Below are 19,528 nucleotides of genomic sequence, written 5' to 3'. Positions count from 1 at the left end.
GTTTACCCGCGAAGAGGCCGGCACCGGCAACCCTCAACTGTCGCGTAACACCGCCAACGGGCTGGCATTCAAAGCCCGCCGCGTCCCCAGCACGCCCGCACCGCCCACCAGCAACGCCCCGGCCAGCGGCAACATCAGCAACCAGGCATGTGGACGCCATTGCAGGTCGAAGGCATAGCGATACAGAACCAGGGTAATCAGCTCACACCCGACTGCCGCCAAAAGCCCGCTGACCGCACCCAGCAAACCGAACTCGATCCGCCGCGCCTTGACCAGCAAGGGGCGCGCCGCGCCCAGTGCGCGCAGCAGGGCGCCTTGGCGGATGCGCTCGTCCAGGGTCGCCTGCAAACCGGCGAACAACACCGCCAGCCCGGCCGCCAGGACGAACAGCAATACGTACTCCACCGCCAATGTCACCTGGGCGAGGATGCTGCGCAACTGTTCGAGCAAAGCGTCCACCTGCAGAATGGTCACCGCCGGGAATGCTCGTGACAGTGCCACTACCTCAACGTCGTGGCCCGGCGCCAGGTAGAAGCTGGTCAGGTAGGTGGTCGGCAACCCTTGCAGGGTGCCGGGCTGGAAGATCATGTAGAAGTTCGGCTGGAAGCTGTCCCAATGTACGCTGCGCAAGCTGCTGACCCGGGCCTGGCGCTGCTGGCCGCCGATGTCGAAGGTGAGCAGATCGCCCAGTTTCAGGTGCAGGCTGGTAGCCAGTTGCGCCTCCACCGAAACACCGGGAATTTCACTGTCGCTCGGCGTCGCCTGCCACCAGTGGCCGGCGGTCAGCGCGTTGCCTTCGGGTAATTCGGCCGCCCAGGTCAGGCTGAGGTCGCGCTGCACGGCGCGCTCGCCTGCCGAATCCTTGCTGACCACCTGCTGCACCGGTTGCTGGTTGATTTGCACCAGGCGCCCGGGAGTCACCGGGTACAGCGGCGCCGAGGTCGCATTGACCTGCTGCAGATGCTGGGCGAACGGCTCGCGGTCATCCGGCAGGATGTTCAGGGCGAAATGGTTGGGTGCATCCTTGGGCAGCTGCGCTTGCCAGGTATCGAGCAGTTCCGCACGCAACAAAGCGACCAGGGCCATGGCCAGCAGGATCAGGCCAAAGGCCAGCGCCTGGCCGGCGGCAGCCGTGGGGTGGCGCAGCAGCTGGCCCAGCCCCAGGCGCCAGGCCAGCGGCGCCCCGCCCAGCAACCGGCGCAGGCTGCGCAAGCCGAGCAGCAGCAGGCCGCCGAGCAGCAGCGCGGCGACCAGGCCGCCGCCAAGCAGGGCGAAGGTGAGCAGCAGATCGAGGCTCAGGCGCCACATGATCAGGCCCAAGGCGAGTAGGGCGGCGCCATACACCAGCCAGCTGCTGGGCGGTATCGGCAGCAGGTCGCGGCGCAGCACGCGCAGCGGCGGCACCTTGCCCAGAGCGGCGATGGGGGGCAGGGCGAAGCCGGCCAGCGCAACCAGCCCGGTCGCGATGCCGGCCAGCGCCGGGACCACGCCGCCTGCCGGCACCACGCTGGGCAGCAGGCCGTGCAGCAGGCGGAACAGGCCCAGCTGGGCCAGCCAGCCGAGCAGGGCGCCGGCCAGCGCGGCGACCAGGCCGAGCATGGCCAATTGCGCGCAGTACAGGCCGAGCGCCTGGCGGCGCGATAGCCCCAGGCAACGCAGCAGGGCGCTGGCATCCAGGCGGCGTGCGGCATAGCGGCTGGCCGACAGGGCGACGGCGACGCCGGCCAGCAGCACCGCAACCAGGCTGGCCATGTTCAGGTAGCGTTCGGCTTTGCCCAGGGCGCCACCGATCTGCTGGTTGCCATCGCGGGTATCGCGCAGGCGCTGGTTGGCGGCCAGGTCCTTTTTCAATGATTCGCGGTACTGGGCCAACACGTCGGCATCGCCACGCCACAGGTCGCGATAGGTGACCCGGCTGCCCGGCTGGATCACACCGGTGGCTTGCAGGTCGGCCAGGTTCATCATCACCCGGGGGGTAAGGCTGTAGAAATTGTTGGCGCGGTCCGGTTCGTAGGTCAGCACGCGGCTCATGCGCAGGGTTTTCATGCCCACATCGATGTTGTCGCCCACCTGCAGCCCCAAGGCCGCCAGCATGCGCGGCTCGACCCATGCCTCGCCAGGCGCCGGGCCGCCGCCCGCGGTTTCGGCGGCATAGGGCGCCGGCGCGCTGCGCACCTGCCCGCGCAGCGGGTAGGCGCCATCGGCCGCCTTGACACTGGACAGCTGGATGCCATTGTCGCCGCCAACCACGCTGGTGAACTCGACCACCTGGGCGTGACGCAAGCCAAGCGCCTTGCCGCTGACTAGCTGCGCCTCGCGGGCCGGGGCGCTGCCTTGCAGCACCAGGTCAGCGCCAAGGAACTCGCTGGCGCGCAGCTGCATGGCACCGTTCAGGCGTGCGCCGAAATAGCCGATGGCGGTGCTGGCAGCGACCGCCACCAGCAGGGCGAAAAACAGCACGCGCACTTCGCTGGCGCGAACATCACGCAGCAACTGGCGCAGGGCCAGGCCGCACAGGCGGGACAGCGGCATGTGGGTCATCAGGCCTCCACCGCGGCCACCAGGCGGCCCGCGTCCAGGCGGATCTGGCGGCGGCAGCGCCGCGCCAGGCGTTCGTCATGGGTCACCAGCACCAGGGTGGTGCCGCGCTCTTTGTTCAGTTCGAACAGCAAGTCGCTGATGCGCTCGCCGGTGTGGCTGTCGAGGTTGCCGGTGGGTTCGTCGGCGAACAGCACTGCCGGTTGCGCGGCGAATGCGCGGGCGATGGCCACCCGCTGCTGTTCGCCGCCCGACAGCTGGCGCGGGGTATGGCTCAGGCGTTTGCCCAGGCCGACCCGCTCGAGCAGGGTGCGCGCCTGTTCGCGGGCATCGCGACGGCCGTCCAGCTCCAGCGGCAGCATGACGTTTTCCAGGGCGTTGAGGCTGTCGAGCAGCTGGAACGACTGGAACACGAAGCCCACGTGTTCGGCGCGCACCCGCGCCCGCTGGTCTTCATCCAGCGGCCCCAGGTCGTGGCCGGCGAGGATGACCTTGCCGGCGCTGGGCTGGTCGAGGCCGGCGAGCAGGCCAAGCAGGGTCGACTTGCCCGAGCCCGAGGCGCCGACGATGGCCAGGCTGTCGCCCTGGGCCAGGTCGAGGGACAAAGCGTGCAGGATGGTCAGGTCACCTTCCGCGCTGGGGACCACTTTGCTAAGGTGCTGCGCAACGAGAATGCTGGGGCCCATGGAGAATCCGATGCGAGTGTGGTGGTGGAGTGCCGGTCTGGCCCTGTGTTGCCTGGCCCAGAGCGCGGCGGCGGGAACACTGCTGGTTGTCGGCGATAGTATCAGCGCCGGTTTTGGCCTGGATACCCGCCAGGGCTGGGTGTCGTTGTTGCAGGCCCGTCTGAAGGATGAAGGTTTCGATGACAAGGTGGTCAACGCATCGATCAGTGGCGACACCAGTGCCGGTGGCCAGGCGCGGCTGCCGGCGCTGCTTGCAGCACACAAGCCGAGCCTGGTGGTACTGGAGCTGGGCGGCAACGACGGCCTGCGCGGGCAGCCGCCAGCGCAATTGCAACAAAATCTTGCCTCGATGATCGAGAGCGCGCGCAAGGCCGGTGCCAAGGTGGTGCTGCTGGGCATGCGCCTGCCGCCCAATTACGGCGTGCGCTATACCACCGCGTTTGCCCAGGCCTATGAACAGCTGGCGGCAGAAAAACAGGTACCGTTGGTGCCGTTTTTCCTCGAGGGGGTAGGGGGCGTGCCTGAACTGATGCAGGCTGATGGTATCCATCCGGCCCAGGCCGCCCAACAGCGCCTGCTGGAAAATGCCTGGCCGGCGATAAAACCCTTGCTGTGACGCTTTAAACGGCGCCGGCTTTCGGCTAATGTTGCGCCCCCCGTTTCGAGTGCCCCCGATGCCGCGCCCTGCCTGGTCCCTGTACGCCTACCAACTGATCGAGCCTGATGAGCAGCTCGACCTGTTCGCCTGCCAGGAAATCCGCGTCCATCTGGTGGCGCGCCAGCTCGAACTGGGCGTGCCGGTCGACCGTACCCTGTGTGGCGGCCTGCTGCCGGCGCAACCGCGCTGGTCCGGGGTGCCGCGCTCGATCTACCGGGACGGCCGCCTGTGTGACCTGTGCCGCGCCATCCTCGATGCCCAGCGGCGCGGCATGCGCCCGGTGTGGCCGGAGTTGCACGGGGGCTGAACGCCGCGCCTTTCATCATCTGAAACGCCTGCATGGCAGCAATGCCTCCCGCTTGTATCGGCGCAGGTGTACAATCGATTCTCTTGACCCACCTTTCGAAGGATTTACCGGATGTTGCCGCGCTTTCCTGCCGTCACCCGTAGCCTGTCCCTGGCCGCCCTGCTGGTAGCAGGCCCTGCTGCTGCGCTGGAGCTGCCACTGCCACCACCCGGTGAAGACATCATCGGCCAGGTGCAGGTGATCAAGGCAAAGTACGAGGACACCTTCGCCGATATCGGCACTGCCAACGACCTCGGCTACCTGGAAATGATCGCCGCCAACCCGGGCGTCGACCCGTGGCTGCCGGGCGCCGGCACCGAAATCATCCTGCCGACCCGCTACATCCTGCCGCCGGGCCCGCGTGAAGGCATCGTCATCAACCTGGCCGAGTATCGCCTGTACTACTTCCCGAAAGGGCAGAACGTGGTGCATACCTTCCCGCTGGGCATTGGTCGTGAGGGTTGGGGTTCGCCGATCGCCAACACCAAGATCACCGCCAAGACGCCGAACCCGACCTGGACCCCGCCAGCCTCGATCCGCGCCGAGCACGCCGCCGACGGCGACATCCTGCCGAGCGTGGTGCCAGCCGGCCCGGACAACCCGCTGGGGCCGTTCAAGTTCACCCTTGGCGTGCCGGGTTACCTGATCCACGGTTCGAACAAGAAGTTCGGCATTGGCATGCGTACCAGCCACGGTTGCTTCCGCATGCTCAACAACAACGTGCTGGAACTGTCGAAGATGGTGCCGGTGGGTACGCCGGTGCGCATCATCAACGAGCCCTACAAGTTCGGCATCAGCGGCGGCAAGGTCTATCTGGAGGCGCACACGCCGCTGGACGACCAGGGTAATCCGTCGGTGGTCGATAAACACACTGCCGTTATCAACGCCTTGCTCAAGCGCGAAGACCTGGCCAACAACCTGCGCATGAACTGGGATATGGTGCGTGATGTGGTGGCCGCGGAAGATGGCATGCCGGTAGAGATTGCCGTACCGACCGAAAACCAGGGTGGCGCACCCATGGTGTCGAGCATTCCGCCAGAACTGCAGTAGGGTTTATGCGACGCATCAGGGCCTGCCTTAGTGCAGGCCTTTTTGTTTCTGTCTGGCGTGTTTGCCTTGTGCGCAGGCAATAAAAAAGCCGACCCACAAGTGGGTCGGCTCCATAACAATCCGTGAGGATTATTACTTGCGGCTGGCTTTGTCCAGCATACGCAGAGCGCGCTCGTTGGCTTCGTCAGCGGTCTGCTGAGCCTTCTGAGCGGCTGCCAGTGCGTCGTCAGCCTTACGGTAGGCTTCGTCAGCACGAGCTTGAGCGCGAGCTGCTGCGTCTTCAGTCGCAGTCAGACGAGCTTCGGTTTCTTTGGATACGCTGCTGCAACCGGTAGCCAGAACTGCGGCCAGAGCCAGAGCAGAGAATTTCAGAACGTTGTTCATCGTGTTCCCCTTCAAGGACTTTCTATTAAATAGCCATCTCTCGGAAAAGAGAAACTGGCCGGCGTACATAGTACCCATTACTTGTAGTAAGTAAACTGACTAAGCGCAAGAACTGCAAAAAAAATGTTGCTTGACGTCGTTCCGACAAGATTTGCGACACGTCTGTGAAAAAAACCTGCAGGGTGCGCAAGCGATTGTAGTGCGGGAACTTTTTTGCTGAACTAACGGTGACTTTAACTGTCCTTCAGCGTCTTAAGTCCTGGTACATCCGGTGGCTGCCGGGCCTCATGCAAGAGTCGCTGTGGCACCGTTCCAGCCATTTTTAACCGCCACCACCTTGAGCAATCCCGCCTGCGGCGCCTACTATCTTGTGAGTGCCAGAACAGCCGAACGATTGCAAACGTCCGGAGGTCGAAGGGGCAACAGGTGGCGTAGAGGATTCTGTGCCGGATAAACCACCATCGGTTAAGGTATGGGTCTGCCGAGAAGACCTGCGAGGAGTAGTGATGAGCGAAGCGCTGACCATCCACCATGACCAGGCCGGTCATCAGTTCGAGACCAATGTGGACGGTCATCGTGCCTATCTGACGTACATGGATCTGGGCAAGCAGACGCTGGACATCTATCGCACCTTCGTGCCCAACGCCCTGCGCGGCCGAGGGATCGCTGCGGCGCTGACCGAACGGGCCCTGGCGTACGCCGAACAGATGGGCTACACGGTGATTCCGTCGTGCTCGTATGTGGAGCGCTACATGGAGCGCCAGCAGCGGCATTCGAGCAAGGTCTGAGTTTCTGATTTCATAAAAAAGCGGGGCCGCTGCGCGCCCCATCGCTGGCAAGCCAGCTCCCACATTCAAAGCATGACGCTGTACATGTGGGAGCTGGCTTGCCAGCGATGGGGCGCATGGCGGCCCCGCTTTTTTCTGGACTGATCAGCCGCGCTTACGCTGCGGCAGCACATCCTTGAGCTTGGTGCGCATGCTGCGCAGGGTCTTCTCGGTAGCCGACCAGTCGATGCAGGCGTCGGTGATCGACACGCCGTATTGCAGCTCGTCGAGGTTCTTCGGAATCGACTGGCAGCCCCAGTTCAGGTGGCTCTCGACCATCAGGCCGATGATCGACTGGTTGCCTTCGAGGATCTGGTTGGCGACGTTCTCCATGACCAGCGGTTGCAGGGCCGGGTCCTTGTTGGAGTTGGCGTGGCTGCAGTCGACCATGATGTTGGCCTTGATCTTCGCCTTGGCCAGGTCCTGCTCGCACAGGGCGACGCTGACCGAGTCGTAGTTCGGCTTGCCGTTGCCGCCGCGCAGCACCACGTGGCCATACGGGTTGCCCTTGGTGGTGACGATCGAAACACCGCCTTCCTGGTTGATGCCGAGGAAGCGGTGCGGCTTGGAGACCGACTGCAGGGCGTTGATGGCGACGGTCAGGCCGCCGTCGGTACCGTTCTTGAAGCCGACCGCCGAGGACAGGCCAGAGGCCATCTCGCGGTGGGTCTGCGATTCGGTGGTGCGGGCGCCGATGGCCGACCAGCTGATCAGGTCCTGCAGGTACTGCGGGGAGATCGGGTCGAGCGCTTCGGTGGCGGTCGGCAGGCCCATCTCGGCCAGGTCCAGCAGCAGCTTGCGGCCGATATGCAGGCCGTCCTGGATCTTGAACGAGTCATCCAGGTACGGGTCGTTGATCAGGCCTTTCCAGCCGACGGTGGTACGCGGTTTTTCGAAATACACGCGCATGACCAGGTACAGCGTGTCTGACACTTCCTCGGCCAGCACTTTCAGGCGCTCGGCGTACTCGTGGGCGGCCTTGATGTCGTGGATCGAGCAAGGGCCGACCACGACGAACAGGCGATGGTCCTTGCCGTCGAGAATATTGCGCACCACTTCACGGCCGGCAGTCACGGTCTGCAGGGCCTTGGCGCTGAGGGGGATTTCCTTCTTGAGCTGATCGGGGGTGATCAGGGTCTCGTTGGAGGCAACGTTCAAGTCATCGATCGGTAAATCAGCCATCGTGTTACTCGTCAGGTCACGGTGCCGGCCGCCAACTATCCCCGTGCGGCCCAGCAGCAAGAATAATCGCAGCGGGGAGCCGAACCTTAGCGCGTTACAGGTGGCGCGACAATGGGCTTGGCCCCGTCCATGCGGGGTTTTTCCGCGCGCGCGGCTGCTCGCTGCGAATGGGCTGCCCGGCGCCGCCCAACCTGTGTAATAAAGAGGGCTGACTTTTACCTGGAGATCGTCATGCTTTCGCACACCCCCCGTATCGGCATCATCGGCAGCGGCGCCATCGGCGGCTTTTATGGGTTGATGCTGGCCAGGGCCGGCTTCGATGTGCATTTCCTGCTGCGCAGCGAGTACGAGACGGTTCGTGAGCAGGGGTTGGCGCTGGACAGCGCCGAGCATGGCGCGCTGAAGATGAAGGTGCAGGCCTATGCCAATGCTGCTGACATGCCGCCCTGCGACTGGCTGCTGGTCGGCGCCAAGGCCACCGGCAATGGCCAGCTGGCGCCGCTGATCGTGCAGGCGGCCGCGCCGGGCGCCAAGGTGGTGCTGCTGCAGAACGGCCTGGGTGTGGAGCAGCAGCTGCGCCCGGCCTTGCGCAGCGACATGCACTTGCTCGGCGGCCTGTGTTTCATCTGCGTCAACCGCCAGGCGCCCGGGGTGATTCGTCACCAGGCGCTGGGGGCGGTCAACCTGGGCTATCACAGCGGGCCGGCGGCTGGTGGCGGTGCTGCCCTGGTCAGCGAAGGCGCCGGGTTGTTCCAGGCGGCGGGCATCGAGTCGCAGGCCATGCCGAACCTGGCGTTGGCGCGCTGGCAAAAGCTGGTGTGGAATGTGCCCTACAACGGCCTGTCGGTACTGCTCGGCGCCAGCACTACGGCGCTGATGGCCGACAGCCATAGCCGCGCGCTGATCCAGGCCTTGATGGCCGAGGTGGTGCAGGGCGCGGCGGCGTGTGGCCATGTGTTGCCCGCGGGTTATGCCGAACACCTGTTCCAGGTGACCGAGCGCATGCCCGACTACTGGCCGAGCATGTACCACGACCATGCCCTCAAGCGCCCGCTGGAACTGCAGGCCATCTATGCCGAGCCGCTGGCACAGGCACGCGCGGCCGGCTGCAGCTTGCCACGCATGGAAATGCTGTATCAGGCACTGAGCTTCATCGACAGCAGCGCGCGTTAGCGCCGAGCACGCCTGCGGCCTGGTGCGGGGAGGGCGGCGGCCCACCTGCGCCGGACGGCAAAGCAGCGGTCTGGCGCGCTGCTAAGCTGAAGCTTGCTCTGCCGCAGCGGCAGTCAAGGAGGTCGAATGATCCACTCCATGCTGTACGCCACCGACCTCGGTGTCTACGCCCCTTTTGTCATGCAGCACGCGCTGGCGCTGGCGCGCACATTCGGCGCCGAGTTGTATGTGATCCACGCGGTGGAGCCGATGGGCCAGTTCGCTGAATCTCTGCTGCAAAGCTACCTTGATGAACAGACCCTCGACCAGCTGCACAGCCAGGGGGTGAACACGGTGATGGCGAACATCGAGCAGCGAGTGCTGGAAAGCTTTCGCGACGAGCTTGGCGAGGAGGCTGACCTGGCGGTGATCAAGGCGGTGCGGGTGCGCCAGGGCGACCCGGCGCAGGTGATTCTCGAACAGGCGCAGCGGCTGAGCGTCGACCTGCTGATCTTCGGTAGCCACAGTGCTGGCGCCGGGGTGGATGTGCCACTGGGGCGCACGGCGGTGCGCTTGCTGCAACTGTCGCCGGTGCCGGTGTACATGGTGCCGCTGGCGCAGCATTTGGGGCGTAGGAAAGCATGAAGATGGCCGTAGGCCATTTCCGGGGGCGTGTAACAAAATAGTTCTAGATTTATTTCCAGAACCACTAATATAGTTATATATCGTCGCTGCCTGCTGCCGCGGACTCATCGCTGAACCGAGGGGAACCTATGAAGCTTCAACAACTGCGCTACATCTGGGAAGTGGCGCACCATGACCTCAACGTCTCCGCGACGGCGCAGAGCCTGTACACCTCGCAGCCAGGTATCAGCAAGCAGATCCGCCTGCTCGAGGATGAGCTGGGTGTCGAAGTCTTCGCCCGCAGCGGCAAGCACCTGACCCGCGTGACCCCGGCCGGCGAGCGCATCATCAATACCGCTGGCGAGATCCTGCGCAAGGTCGAGAGCATCAAGCAGATTGCCCAGGAATTCTCCAACGAGAAGAAGGGCACGCTGTCCATCGCCACCACCCACACCCAGGCGCGTTATGCCCTGCCGCCGGTGATCAGCAGCTTCATCAAGCAGTACCCGGAAGTCTCCCTGCACATGCATCAGGGTTCGCCGATGCAGATTGCCGAGATGGCGGCGGACGGTACGGTCGATTTCGCCATTGCCACCGAGGCGCTGGAGTTGTTCGGCGACCTGATCATGATGCCGTGCTACAAGTGGAACCGCTGCGTGGTGGTGCCGCAGGGCCATCCCTTGACCAAGCTGCCGAAGCTGACCCTGGAAGCGGTTGCCGAATACCCGATCGTCACCTACGTGTTTGGTTTCACCGGGCGCTCCAAGCTGGACGAGGCGTTCAACCACCGTGGCCTCACGCCGAAAGTGGTGTTCACCGCAGCAGACGCCGATGTGATCAAGACTTATGTGCGCCTGGGCCTGGGCGTTGGTATCGTCGCCGGCATGGCAGTGGACGCCAAACTGGACAACGACCTGGTCGCCCTGGATGCCAGCGAGCTGTTCGAAGCCAGCGTCACCAAGATCGGCTTCCGCCGTGGCACCTTCCTGCGTGGTTTCATGTGCGATTTCATCGAGAAGTTCGCCCCGCACCTGACCCGTGAAGTGATGGCCAAGGCGATTCAGTGCCATAACAAGCAGGAACTGGAAGAGCTGTTCGAAGGTGTCGAACTGCCAGTGCACTGATCCAGAAGTATAGGGGGCCTCACAGCCCCTGTGGGAGCGGGTTTACCCGCGAAGAAGGCGATGCGGTGTATGGCACCGGCTTCGCCGGTGTTCGCGGGTGAACCCGCTCCCACAACGGCCCCAGTCTTATGCCTTGGTAATCAGGTTGCCCGCGTGCAACCCACATTCCTTCTGCGTCGATTCTTCCCACCACCAACGCCCTTCACGCTCATGCTGGTTCGGCAGCACCGGGCGGGTGCACGGCTCGCAGCCAATGCTGATGAAGCCACGCTCGTGCAAGCTGTTGTAGGGCAGCTCCAGCATGCGGATGTAACCCCACACTTCCGCGCTGGTCATCTGTGCCAGCGGGTTGAACTTGTACAGGGTGCGCTCGGCGGTGGAGAAGGCGCTGTCAATTTCCAGTGCCGCCACCTGGCTGCGCGTGCCCGGGCTCTGGTCGCGGCGCTGGCCAGTGGCCCAGGCCGTCACCGTAGCCAGCTTGCGACGCAGCGGCTCGATCTTGCGAATACCGCAGCATTCGCCGTGGCCGTCCTTGTAGAAGCTGAACAGGCCCTTTTCCTTGACGAACGGGTCCAGTCTGGCGCGGTCGGGGCTGAGGATTTCAATCGGCAGGTTGTACTGCTCGCGCACCTGGTCGATGAACCGGTAGGTCTCCGGGTGCAGGCGGCCGGTGTCGAGGCTGAAGACCTTGACCTGCTTGTTCAGCTTCCAGGCCATGTCGACCAGCACCACGTCCTCGGCGCCGCTGAAGGAGATCCACAGGTCATCACCGAAGTGCTCGAAGGCAAGTTTGAGGATGTCCTGCGGGGACTTGTTGGCGTAGGTCGCGGCCAGGGCGGCGACGTCGAAGGGTTGGCTCATCAGGCGGTTTCCATCTTGGCTGTGGCGCTGTGCGCTCGTAGTGAGGTGATGGTAACAAAAAAACGTTCGGCGGCGCCTGCTACAAGCCTTGCAAGGTCTGCATCAACACCCGCACCTTGGCGATCGACTCTTCATACTCGGCCTGCCACTCGGAGTCGGCCACCACCGCGCCACCGCCCCAGCAGCTGACCTGCCCATCCTTGACCAGCAGGCTGCGAATGGCAATCGAGCTGTCCATCTCGCCGCGAACGTCCACGTACAGCAGCGAGCCGCAATACAACGCCCGGCGTGCCGGCTCCAGTTCGTCGATGATCTGCATGGCGCGGATCTTCGGCGCGCCGGTGATCGAACCACCGGGGAAGCTGTCACCGACCAGGTCCAGGGCGTCCTTGTCGGCGGCCAGGCGGCCGGTGATGCTGCTGACCAGGTGGTGCACGTTGGGGTAGCTCTCCAGGCTGAACAGCTCCGGCACCTTGACCGAACCGATCTCGCAGGTGCGCCCCAGGTCGTTGCGCAGCAGGTCGACGATCATCAGGTTTTCCGAGCGGTCCTTGCGGCTGTGCAGCAGTTGCTCGGCATTGCGCGCGTCTTCGGCCGGGTCGCTGGCTCGCGGGCGGGTGCCCTTGATCGGCCGGGTTTCCACCTGGCGCTGGCTGACGCGGATGAAGCGCTCTGGCGAAAAGCTCAGCAAGGCGCTGCCATCGGCCAGTTGCTGGTAGCCGGAGAACGGCGTGGGGCAGGCGGTGCGCAGGGCCTGGTAAGCGTGCCACGGGTCGCCCTGGCAGGGCGCGCGGAAGCGCTGGGTCAGGTTGATCTGGTAGCAATCGCCGGCCTGGATGTACCGCTGCACCTGGTCGAAAGCAGCCTTGTACTGCTCGGGCTGCAGGTCGCCGGTCATCGCGCCGAGCAGCTGGAAGTTGCCGCGCTCAGTGGTGTCGACACCTTCGAACAGGGCGATCAGGCGTTCGCGCTCGCTGCCCGCCAGGCGCGGGTGGAACACCAGCTGGCTGGTCGCGCACTGGTGGTCGCTGACCAGAGCCCAGGCGTACAGGCCCAACTGCGCGTCCGGCAGGCCGAGGTCGTCCACGGCCAGGCTGGGCAGTTGTTCCAGGCGGCGGCCGAAGTCGTAGCTCAGGTAGCCGATCAGGCCGCCAGCGAATGGCAACTCGCAGCCTGCCGGCAGCTGCGCGTGGCCCAGCTGCGCCAGGCTGGCGCGCAGGCGCTGGAGGAAGGCGCGGCCATGTTCGTCGGGCTGCGCCTGCAAGTGCTGCAGCGGCCAGGCGCTGAGCAGGTCGAAGCGGCCGCGTTCGGCGCCGGGGCGGGCGCTGTCCAGCAGGATCGCGCCGGGCGCCTGGCGCAGACGGGCGAAATACACGGCAGGGTCGGGCTGGTAGGGCAGGGGGTGAAGCGTACAGGTCGGCATCAGTATGGACGGCGAGGTAAAAGCGAGGAGAGCGATTGTAGACCTGTGCAGGAAATGCGCCTAGCACTGGGCGCGACATTCAACATTGTGTTTGGCGTATGGGGCTGCTCTGCAGCCCAATCGCGACACAAGGCCGCTCCCACAGCAGTGCGCGATCGCCTGTGGGAGCGGCCTCGTGTCGCGATTGGGCCGCAAAGCGGCCCCGGCTTTTTCAGCCCGGATGCACGTGCCCGAACAACCCCTGAGCTACCCGAACACGCTGCTCGGCATCCTCGGTAACACCTTCCTTGGCCAGCGCCTCGATGTGCGCCTCGATGGCATGGGTGCGCTGGGTCAGCCCGCAGTCGTTGGCGATCTGGATGTTCAGGCCCGGACGGGCGTTGAGTTCCAGAATCAGCGGCCCCTTGTCCTGGTCCAGCACCATGTCGACACCGATGTAGCCCAGGCCGCACAGCTCGTAGCAGCCGGCGGCCAGCTTCATGAAGCCGTCCCAGTTCGGCAGTTGCACGCCGTCCACCGCGTTGGTGGTGTCCGGGTGCTTGCTGATGATGTTGTTCAGCCAGGTACCGCGCAGAGTGACGCCGGTCGCCAGGTCGACACCCACGCCGATGGCGCCCTGGTGCAGGTTGGCCTTGCCGCCGGACTGCCGGGTCGGCAGGCGCAGCATGGCCATCACCGGGTAGCCCATCAGCACGATGATGCGGATGTCCGGGACGCCTTCGTAGCTGATGCTCTTGAAGATCTGGTCGGGGGTGACCCGGTACTCGATCAGCGCGCGGTCGCGATGGCCGCCCAGCGAGTACAGGCCGGTGAGGATGCTCGAGATCTGGTGCTCGATTTCCTCGTGGCTGATGATCTTGCCCGACACCGTGCGGTAGCGGTCCTCGAAGCGGTCGGCGATCACCAGGATGCCGTCACCGCCGGCGCCTTGCGCCGGCTTGATGACGAAATCGCTGCGCCCGCCAATGATCTGGTCGAGCTTGTCGATCTCTTTTTCGGTCTCGATGATGCCGTACATTTCCGGCACATGGATGCCGGCCGCCAGGGCGCGCTCCTTGGTGATGATCTTGTCGTCGACGATCGGGTACAGGTGGCGCTTGTTGTACTTCAACACGTAGTCCGCGTTGCGCCGGTTGATACCCATGATGCCCCGGGCCTCCAGGGCTTTCCACGTCTTGATCAGGCCAAACATCAGGCGTCAGCCTTCTTCAGGAATGCCTTGAAGCGCACGAGCTCGGTCAGGCGGTAGCCGCGGTAGCGACCCATCGCCAGCATGAAGCCCACCAGAATCAGCAGCACGGCCGGGAAGGTGAACACGAAGTACACCAGCTCCGGCACCATCATCAGCAGGTGCGCCAGGGAGGCGGCGAACAGCGTGCCGATGGCGACCTTCATGGCATGACCGCCGCCACGCTCTTCCCAGGTGATCGACAGGCGCTCGATGGTCATGGTCAGGATCACCATCGGGAACAGCGCGACCGACAGCCCGCGCTCCAGGCCCAGCTTGTGGCTGAACAGGCTGATGGCGGCGATCAGCACCACGACGAAGGTCAGTACCACCGACAGGCGCGGCAGCATCTGCAGTTTCAGGTGCTCCAGGTACGAGCGCAGCGACAGGCCCAGCGCGGTAATCACCGTGAACAGCACGATGCCGAAGCCCAGCTGGGTTTCGCGGAAGGCCAGGGCGATCAGTACCGGGGTGAAGGTGCCCAGGGTCTGCAGGCCGATCAGGTTGCGCAGCACCAGGATCACCAGCACGCCGATCGGGATCATCACCATGATCATGAAGGTCTGCTGGGTCTGCAGCGGCAGGCCGTACAGTGAGTATTCGAGGAAGTCGGCGTCGGTATTCTCGTCGGTCAGCTTGGCCAGGCGGATGGCGTTCATCTCGCTGTTGTTCATGCTGAAGGTGACGTTGGCCTTCTTGCCGCCATCGACGGTAATCAGGTTGTCGTCACCGGTCCACCACAGCAGGCGGTCGCTGGGCAGGCCCTGCTCGCCGGTGTCCGGGTTGAAGTACAGCCAGTCGCTACCGTTGAAGCTGCGCAGCCACAGTTCCGGGGTTTGCGGGGTGTCGGCCACCAGGCGGATGGTGTGCACCTTCTCCATCGGCACGTGGGCGATCGACAGCAGCAGGTCGATGACCTGGGCTTTCTTCATGGCCGTGGTGTCGCCGGCCAGCAGCAGCTTGACGTTGTCGTCGTTGAGGTTGTTGACCCGCTTGATGGTCTCGCTGACGAAGGTCTCGACGTCGGCCGAGTGCTGGCGGATCGGCGCCATCAGGGCCTCGGCGGCGATCTTCTCGGGGCCTTCGACTGCCAGGCTGTCACGGAAGGTCGGGCCTTTGACCGTGGTCTTCTCGTTGCTGTAGCGCTTGGTCAGCACCAGGCGGTAGTAGAGGGTCTGGTTGCCGCTGGCGCGGCGTGCCGACCAGGTGACCTTGCGGTTGCCGTCGGCACGGTTGACGCTCACCCCGTAGTTGTTGGAGATGAAGCTCTCGTTGAGGCTGACGTAGTCGCGGTTCAGCGGTGGCACGAACATCTGCACCTTGACCGGGTCCTTGGTGCTGGCCACGAACTCGACCTTGGCGTCGATGTTCCACAGGTCGTCGGTTTCATCCTCGGTTACCGGGATGCCGAGTACGAAGATCTGATAAGCCGTGACCGCCACGCCCAACAACACCAGCACGGTGATCAGGACTTTCAGATGGAGGGTAAGAGAGCGCATCGGGATTACTCTGCTTTGGGAGCGTCGGTGGCACAGGCAGGTTTGCCGGCCGCATATTTAAGGCTTGGGTCGACCAGCGCGTCGAAGTGCTTGAGCGCCTCGGAGCCGATCAGCAGCGGGAACTGGAAGGCGCTGCGGTCGGTGAGGTTGACTTCGATGGTGCGCATGGCCTGGCCCATGCAGATTTCAAGTTCGATGACCGGGCGAGCCGTGTAGGCCTTGCCCGATTCGGCATCATAGTCGCCAGCGCGGCGCTTGATCTTGCTGACGCGTGCCAGCGGGCGTTCGATCGGGTGCGAATGGGCGGCATCAATGGCCAGGTAGAAGCGTACCCAGCTTTCGCCGTTGCGCTTGAAACGCTTGATGTCGCGAGCGCTGAGCGAGGCGGTCTTGGCCCCGGTGTCGAGCTTGGCGGCCACTTCCAGGTCCAGGTCGCCCAGGCGTGCGTATTCGTTGAGACCGTACACGGTCTTGCCCGCCGCCTGGCCAAGGGCCGGCAGCAGGGTGAGGCAGAGCAGCATTAGAGCGGGTGTAAGTCTCATATTCCTGGCGCGGTGCAGTGCAAGGTTCGGGCTATGTTCAGGGCAAGGCGACTGGCAACGACTGCGCAAGCTTCCTTGTTCATCTGTCAACAAGCATGAATGGATGACAGACAGGCTATCCATACCCCATCGGAGGCGCGGCATTCTATCACGCCGACGTATTGACGCCAGCGGTGCGCGATCTGACAGCGCTGCGCCGGCGTTAGTTCGTTCTTAGACGATTGTCGACAATATTCATTTTGTCTTTGACTGCTGAGGTTGAATTAGCTAATTTCTGGCCATGAGATTTGCAAGGTGTCGACAATATGCAGGACCTCTCCACCCCCAGCCCGGTGCTTACAGACGAAACGGAAACCTTGTCAGAAAACGTCTTCCGGCGCATTCAGGCAGCCATCGTCAAGGGCGACATCGCCCCCGGCAGCAAGATTTCCGAGCCGGAACTGGCGCGCACCTACGGCATCAGCCGCGGGCCGCTGCGTGAGGCTATCCACCGCCTGGAAGGCCAGCGCCTGCTGGTGCGCGTGCCGCATGTAGGGGCGCGGGTGGTATCGCTGAACCATGCCGAACTGATCGAACTGTACGAAATTCGCGAATCGCTGGAAGGCATGGCCTGCCGCCTGGCCGCCGAACGCATGAGCCAGGCCGACATCGACGAACTGCGCCGGGTGCTCGACACCCACGAGCGCGACGCCGCGTTCCAGGCCGGCCTGGGCTACTACCAGCAGGAAGGCGACTACGACTTCCATTACCGCATCATCCAGGGTAGCGGCAACCAGACCCTGGTCAAGATGCTCTGCGGCGAGCTGTACCAGCTGGTGCGCATGTACCGCATCCAGTTCTCCGCTACGCCGAACCGGCCGCGCCAGGCCTTTGCCGAGCACCACCGCATTCTCGACGCCATCGCCGACCGTGACGGCGAACTGGCCGAACTCCTGATGCGCCGCCACATCGGCGCGTCCAAGCGCAACATCGAGCGTCACTATCTGGACGCCCACAACAACAGCCCACGAGGTGAGAAATGACTGTGAAGAGCACCCCCGGTCAGCGTTTCCGCGACGCCGTTGCCGCTGAACATCCGCTGCAGGTGGTTGGCGCCATCAACGCCAACCATGCCCTGCTGGCCAAGCGCGCCGGCTTCAAGGCGATCTACCTGTCCGGTGGCGGCGTGGCGGCCGGCTCGCTGGGCCTGCCGGACCTGGGCATCAGCAACCTGGACGATGTCCTCACCGACGTGCGCCGCATCACCGACGTGTGCGACCTGCCGCTGCTGGTGGATGTCGACACCGGCTTCGGTGCCTCGGCCTTCAACGTTGCCCGCACCGTGCGCTCGATGAGCAAGTTCGGCGCTGCCGCCATCCATATCGAGGACCAGGTTGGCGCCAAGCGCTGCGGCCACCGCCCGAACAAGGAAATCGTCAGCCAGCAGGAAATGATCGACCGCATCAAGGCCGCGGTCGATGCCCGTACCGATGACAGCTTCGTGATCATGGCGCGTACCGACGCGCTCGCCGTCGAGGGCCTGAATGCCGCCCTGGACCGCGCTGCCGCCTGCGTCGAAGCCGGCGCCGACATGATCTTCCCGGAAGCCATCACCGAACTGCAGATGTACAAGACCTTCGCCGACCGGGTGAAGGCGCCGATCCTGGCCAACATCACCGAGTTTGGCGCCACGCCGCTGTACACCACCGAAGAACTGGCCTCGGTCGATGTGTCGCTGGTGCTGTACCCGTTGTCGGCATTCCGCGCCATGAACAAGGCAGCCGAGAACGTGTACACCGCGCTGCGCCGCGACGGCACGCAGAAAAACGTGATCGACACCATGCAGACCCGCATGGAGCTCTACGATGCCATCGGTTACCACGCCTTCGAGCAGAGCCTCGATGCGCTGTTTGCGCAGAAGAAAGGGTAAGTGATGTTGCCTGTGCCGGCCTCTTCGCGGCTAAAGCCGCTCCCACAGGTTCAGTGCAGTCTGGGAGCCTTGTATTACCTGCCATGACTGGCCACTGGAAACACCACTACCTCTGTAGGAGCGGGTTTACCCGCGAAGAGGCCAGCACAGGCAAACCCGATCAGCCAGCTAGATTTCCATAAACAAATTCAAGAAAGGAGAAACACCATGGCCGAAGCAAAAGTACTCAGCGGCGCAGGCCTGCGCGGCCAGGTGGCTGGCCAGACCGCGCTGTCGACCGTGGGCCAGGCCGGTGCCGGCCTGACCTACCGCGGTTACGACGTGCGTGACCTGGCCGCCGGTGCCGAGTTCGAAGAAGTCGCCTACCTGCTGCTGTACGGCGAGCTGCCCAGCAAAGCCGAGCTGGCCGACTACAAGCACAAGCTCAAGGGCCTGCGCGACCTGCCGCAAGCGCTGAAGGAAGTGCTCGAGCGCATCCCGCGCGATGCCCACCCGATGGATGTGATGCGCACCGGTTGCTCGGTGCTTGGCACCCTCGAACCCGAGTTGACCTTCGACCAGCAGCGCGACAAGACCGACCGCCTGCTGGCGCTGTTCCCGGCGGTGATGTGCTACTGGTACCGCTTCAGCCACCATGGCGTGCGCATCGATTGCACCAGTGACGAAGACACCCTCGGCGGCCACTTCCTGCACCTGCTGCACGGCAAGAAGCCCAGCGCGCTGCATGTCAAGGTCATGAACGTGTCGCTGATCCTCTACGCCGAGCACGAATTCAACGCCTCGACCTTCACCGCCCGCGTCTGCGCCTCGACCCTGTCCGACCTGTACTCCTGCGTCACCGCCGCCATCGGTTCGCTGCGCGGCCCGCTGCACGGCGGCGCCAACGAAGCGGCGATGGAACTGATCGAACGCTTCCAGAGCCCACAGGAAGCCACCGCCGAGCTGCTGCGCATGCTTGAGCGCAAGGACAAGATCATGGGCTTCGGCCATGCCATCTACAAAGAGTCCGACCCGCGCAACGAGGTGATCAAGGGCTGGTCGAAGCAGCTCGCCGACGAAGTGGGTGACAAGGTGCTGTACCCGGTTTCCGAAGCCATCGACAAGACCATGTGGGAGCAGAAGCGCCTGTTCCCCAACGCCGACTTCTACCATGCCTCGGCGTATCACTTCATGGGCATCCCGACCAAGCTGTTCACCCCGATCTTCGTCTGCTCGCGCCTGACCGGCTGGGCGGCGCACGTCTTCGAGCAGCGCGCCAACAACCGCATCATCCGCCCGAGTGCCGAATACGTCGGCGTCGAACAGCGCCAGTTCGTGCCAATCGAGCAGCGCTGAATAGACATAGAGAGGCAACCCGTTTCCCCTGTGGGAGCGGGGGGGGGGGGGGGGGGGGGGGGCCGGCCCCCGCCCGCCGGGGGGGGGGGGGGGGGGGGGGGGGGGGGGGGGGGGGGGGGGGGGGGGGGGGCCCCGCCCCCCCCCCCCCCCCCCCCGCGCG

General features: G+C 64.4%; 19 protein-coding genes. 10 read left to right on the top strand and 9 right to left on the bottom strand.

Annotated features, from left to right (window positions below; all coding sequences use genetic code 11):
* Positions 1 to 33: 33 nt before the first annotated feature.
* Positions 34 to 2,541 carry an FtsX-like permease family protein gene (locus C6A77_RS12895; protein ID WP_114169815.1) on the bottom strand — a complete coding sequence of 836 codons (2,508 nt, stop codon included), beginning with the start codon at positions 2,539 to 2,541 and terminating at the stop codon, positions 34 to 36.
* Entirely contained in the window at positions 2,541 to 3,224 is a 684-nt protein-coding gene (locus C6A77_RS12890; protein WP_114169814.1) for an ABC transporter ATP-binding protein, read from the bottom strand. Before C6A77_RS12890 ends, C6A77_RS12895 begins: the two co-directional genes overlap by 1 nt.
* 10 nt (positions 3,225 to 3,234) lie before the next feature.
* Here C6A77_RS12890 and C6A77_RS12885 point away from each other — a divergent pair, with 10 nt between their 5' ends.
* The 3 genes from C6A77_RS12885 (at position 3,235) to C6A77_RS12875 (ending at position 5,278) form a co-directional block, all read left to right on the top strand.
* Positions 3,235 to 3,840, top strand: a complete 606-nt coding sequence (locus tag C6A77_RS12885) for an arylesterase (RefSeq protein WP_114169813.1) — start codon at positions 3,235 to 3,237, stop codon at positions 3,838 to 3,840.
* Between the two features lie 58 nt (positions 3,841 to 3,898).
* On the top strand, positions 3,899 to 4,189 hold the full coding sequence (locus C6A77_RS12880; RefSeq protein WP_114169812.1) for a hypothetical protein: 291 nt from the start codon (positions 3,899 to 3,901) through the stop codon (positions 4,187 to 4,189).
* A 111-nt stretch (positions 4,190 to 4,300) separates the two neighbouring features.
* Entirely contained in the window at positions 4,301 to 5,278 is a 978-nt protein-coding gene (locus C6A77_RS12875; RefSeq protein WP_114169811.1) for a L,D-transpeptidase family protein, read from the top strand.
* A gap of 132 nt (positions 5,279 to 5,410) precedes the next feature.
* On the opposite strand, the gene oprI is transcribed toward C6A77_RS12875, so the two are convergent.
* The gene (gene oprI, locus C6A77_RS12870; RefSeq protein ID WP_003259780.1) at positions 5,411 to 5,662 is read right to left on the bottom strand and encodes an outer membrane lipoprotei OprI; all 252 of its coding nucleotides are present in this window, start codon (positions 5,660 to 5,662) and stop codon (positions 5,411 to 5,413) included.
* 506 nt (positions 5,663 to 6,168) lie between these two features.
* On the opposite strand from oprI, the gene C6A77_RS12865 reads away from it, so the two are divergent.
* A complete protein-coding gene (locus C6A77_RS12865; protein ID WP_114169810.1) occupies positions 6,169 to 6,450 on the top strand; it encodes a GNAT family N-acetyltransferase in 282 nt (93 codons plus the stop codon).
* Between the two features lie 144 nt (positions 6,451 to 6,594).
* On the opposite strand, the gene C6A77_RS12860 is transcribed toward C6A77_RS12865, so the two are convergent.
* Positions 6,595 to 7,671, bottom strand: a complete 1,077-nt coding sequence (locus C6A77_RS12860) for a 3-deoxy-7-phosphoheptulonate synthase (RefSeq protein ID WP_025338433.1) — start codon at positions 7,669 to 7,671, stop codon at positions 6,595 to 6,597.
* Between the two features lie 231 nt (positions 7,672 to 7,902).
* On the opposite strand from C6A77_RS12860, the gene C6A77_RS12855 reads away from it, so the two are divergent.
* The 3 genes from C6A77_RS12855 (at position 7,903) to cysB (ending at position 10,571) form a co-directional block, all read left to right on the top strand.
* On the top strand, positions 7,903 to 8,844 hold the full coding sequence (locus tag C6A77_RS12855) for a putative 2-dehydropantoate 2-reductase (RefSeq protein WP_114169809.1): 942 nt from the start codon (positions 7,903 to 7,905) through the stop codon (positions 8,842 to 8,844).
* Between the two features lie 126 nt (positions 8,845 to 8,970).
* Positions 8,971 to 9,468 (top strand): universal stress protein, encoded by a 498-nt coding sequence (locus C6A77_RS12850; protein ID WP_114169808.1) that lies wholly within the window; start codon positions 8,971 to 8,973, stop codon positions 9,466 to 9,468.
* Between the two features lie 128 nt (positions 9,469 to 9,596).
* On the top strand, positions 9,597 to 10,571 hold the full coding sequence (gene cysB / locus C6A77_RS12845; protein ID WP_114169807.1) for an HTH-type transcriptional regulator CysB: 975 nt from the start codon (positions 9,597 to 9,599) through the stop codon (positions 10,569 to 10,571).
* A 126-nt stretch (positions 10,572 to 10,697) separates the two neighbouring features.
* Here the strand turns inward: cysB and C6A77_RS12835 are convergent, their stop codons facing one another.
* The 5 genes from C6A77_RS12835 to C6A77_RS12815 all read right to left on the bottom strand — a co-directional run bounded on the left by C6A77_RS12835 (position 10,698) and on the right by C6A77_RS12815 (position 16,124).
* The gene (locus C6A77_RS12835) at positions 10,698 to 11,432 is read right to left on the bottom strand and encodes a phosphoadenylyl-sulfate reductase (RefSeq protein ID WP_114169806.1); all 735 of its coding nucleotides are present in this window, start codon (positions 11,430 to 11,432) and stop codon (positions 10,698 to 10,700) included.
* Positions 11,433 to 11,511: 79 nt separating this feature from the next.
* Entirely contained in the window at positions 11,512 to 12,855 is a 1,344-nt protein-coding gene (pabB, locus tag C6A77_RS12830) for an aminodeoxychorismate synthase component I (RefSeq protein ID WP_114169805.1), read from the bottom strand.
* Between the two features lie 211 nt (positions 12,856 to 13,066).
* Positions 13,067 to 14,047 carry an alpha-L-glutamate ligase-like protein gene (locus C6A77_RS12825; RefSeq protein WP_114169804.1) on the bottom strand — a complete coding sequence of 327 codons (981 nt, stop codon included), beginning with the start codon at positions 14,045 to 14,047 and terminating at the stop codon, positions 13,067 to 13,069.
* The gene (locus C6A77_RS12820; RefSeq protein ID WP_114169803.1) at positions 14,047 to 15,582 is read right to left on the bottom strand and encodes an inactive transglutaminase family protein; all 1,536 of its coding nucleotides are present in this window, start codon (positions 15,580 to 15,582) and stop codon (positions 14,047 to 14,049) included. Before C6A77_RS12820 ends, C6A77_RS12825 begins: the two co-directional genes overlap by 1 nt.
* A gap of 5 nt (positions 15,583 to 15,587) precedes the next feature.
* Positions 15,588 to 16,124 carry an ATP-dependent zinc protease gene (locus tag C6A77_RS12815; protein WP_114169802.1) on the bottom strand — a complete coding sequence of 179 codons (537 nt, stop codon included), beginning with the start codon at positions 16,122 to 16,124 and terminating at the stop codon, positions 15,588 to 15,590.
* A 305-nt stretch (positions 16,125 to 16,429) separates the two neighbouring features.
* On the opposite strand from C6A77_RS12815, the gene C6A77_RS12810 reads away from it, so the two are divergent.
* The 3 genes from C6A77_RS12810 (at position 16,430) to prpC (ending at position 19,368) form a co-directional block, all read left to right on the top strand.
* Positions 16,430 to 17,146, top strand: a complete 717-nt coding sequence (locus tag C6A77_RS12810; RefSeq protein WP_013971909.1) for a GntR family transcriptional regulator — start codon at positions 16,430 to 16,432, stop codon at positions 17,144 to 17,146.
* On the top strand, positions 17,143 to 18,033 hold the full coding sequence (prpB, locus tag C6A77_RS12805) for a methylisocitrate lyase (protein WP_114169801.1): 891 nt from the start codon (positions 17,143 to 17,145) through the stop codon (positions 18,031 to 18,033). The genes C6A77_RS12810 and prpB overlap by 4 nt, the downstream gene beginning before the upstream one ends.
* Positions 18,034 to 18,240: 207 nt before the next feature.
* On the top strand, positions 18,241 to 19,368 hold the full coding sequence (gene prpC / locus C6A77_RS12800; protein WP_114169800.1) for a 2-methylcitrate synthase: 1,128 nt from the start codon (positions 18,241 to 18,243) through the stop codon (positions 19,366 to 19,368).
* Positions 19,369 to 19,528: the final 160 nt, after the last annotated feature.

The sequence above is a fragment of the Pseudomonas sp. AFG_SD02_1510_Pfu_092 genome, assembly GCF_003331055.1.
Lineage (GTDB): Bacteria > Pseudomonadota > Gammaproteobacteria > Pseudomonadales > Pseudomonadaceae > Aquipseudomonas.
The sequence above is the reverse complement of the archived record's forward strand: the minus strand, read 5'-3'. Positions and strand labels throughout refer to the sequence as shown.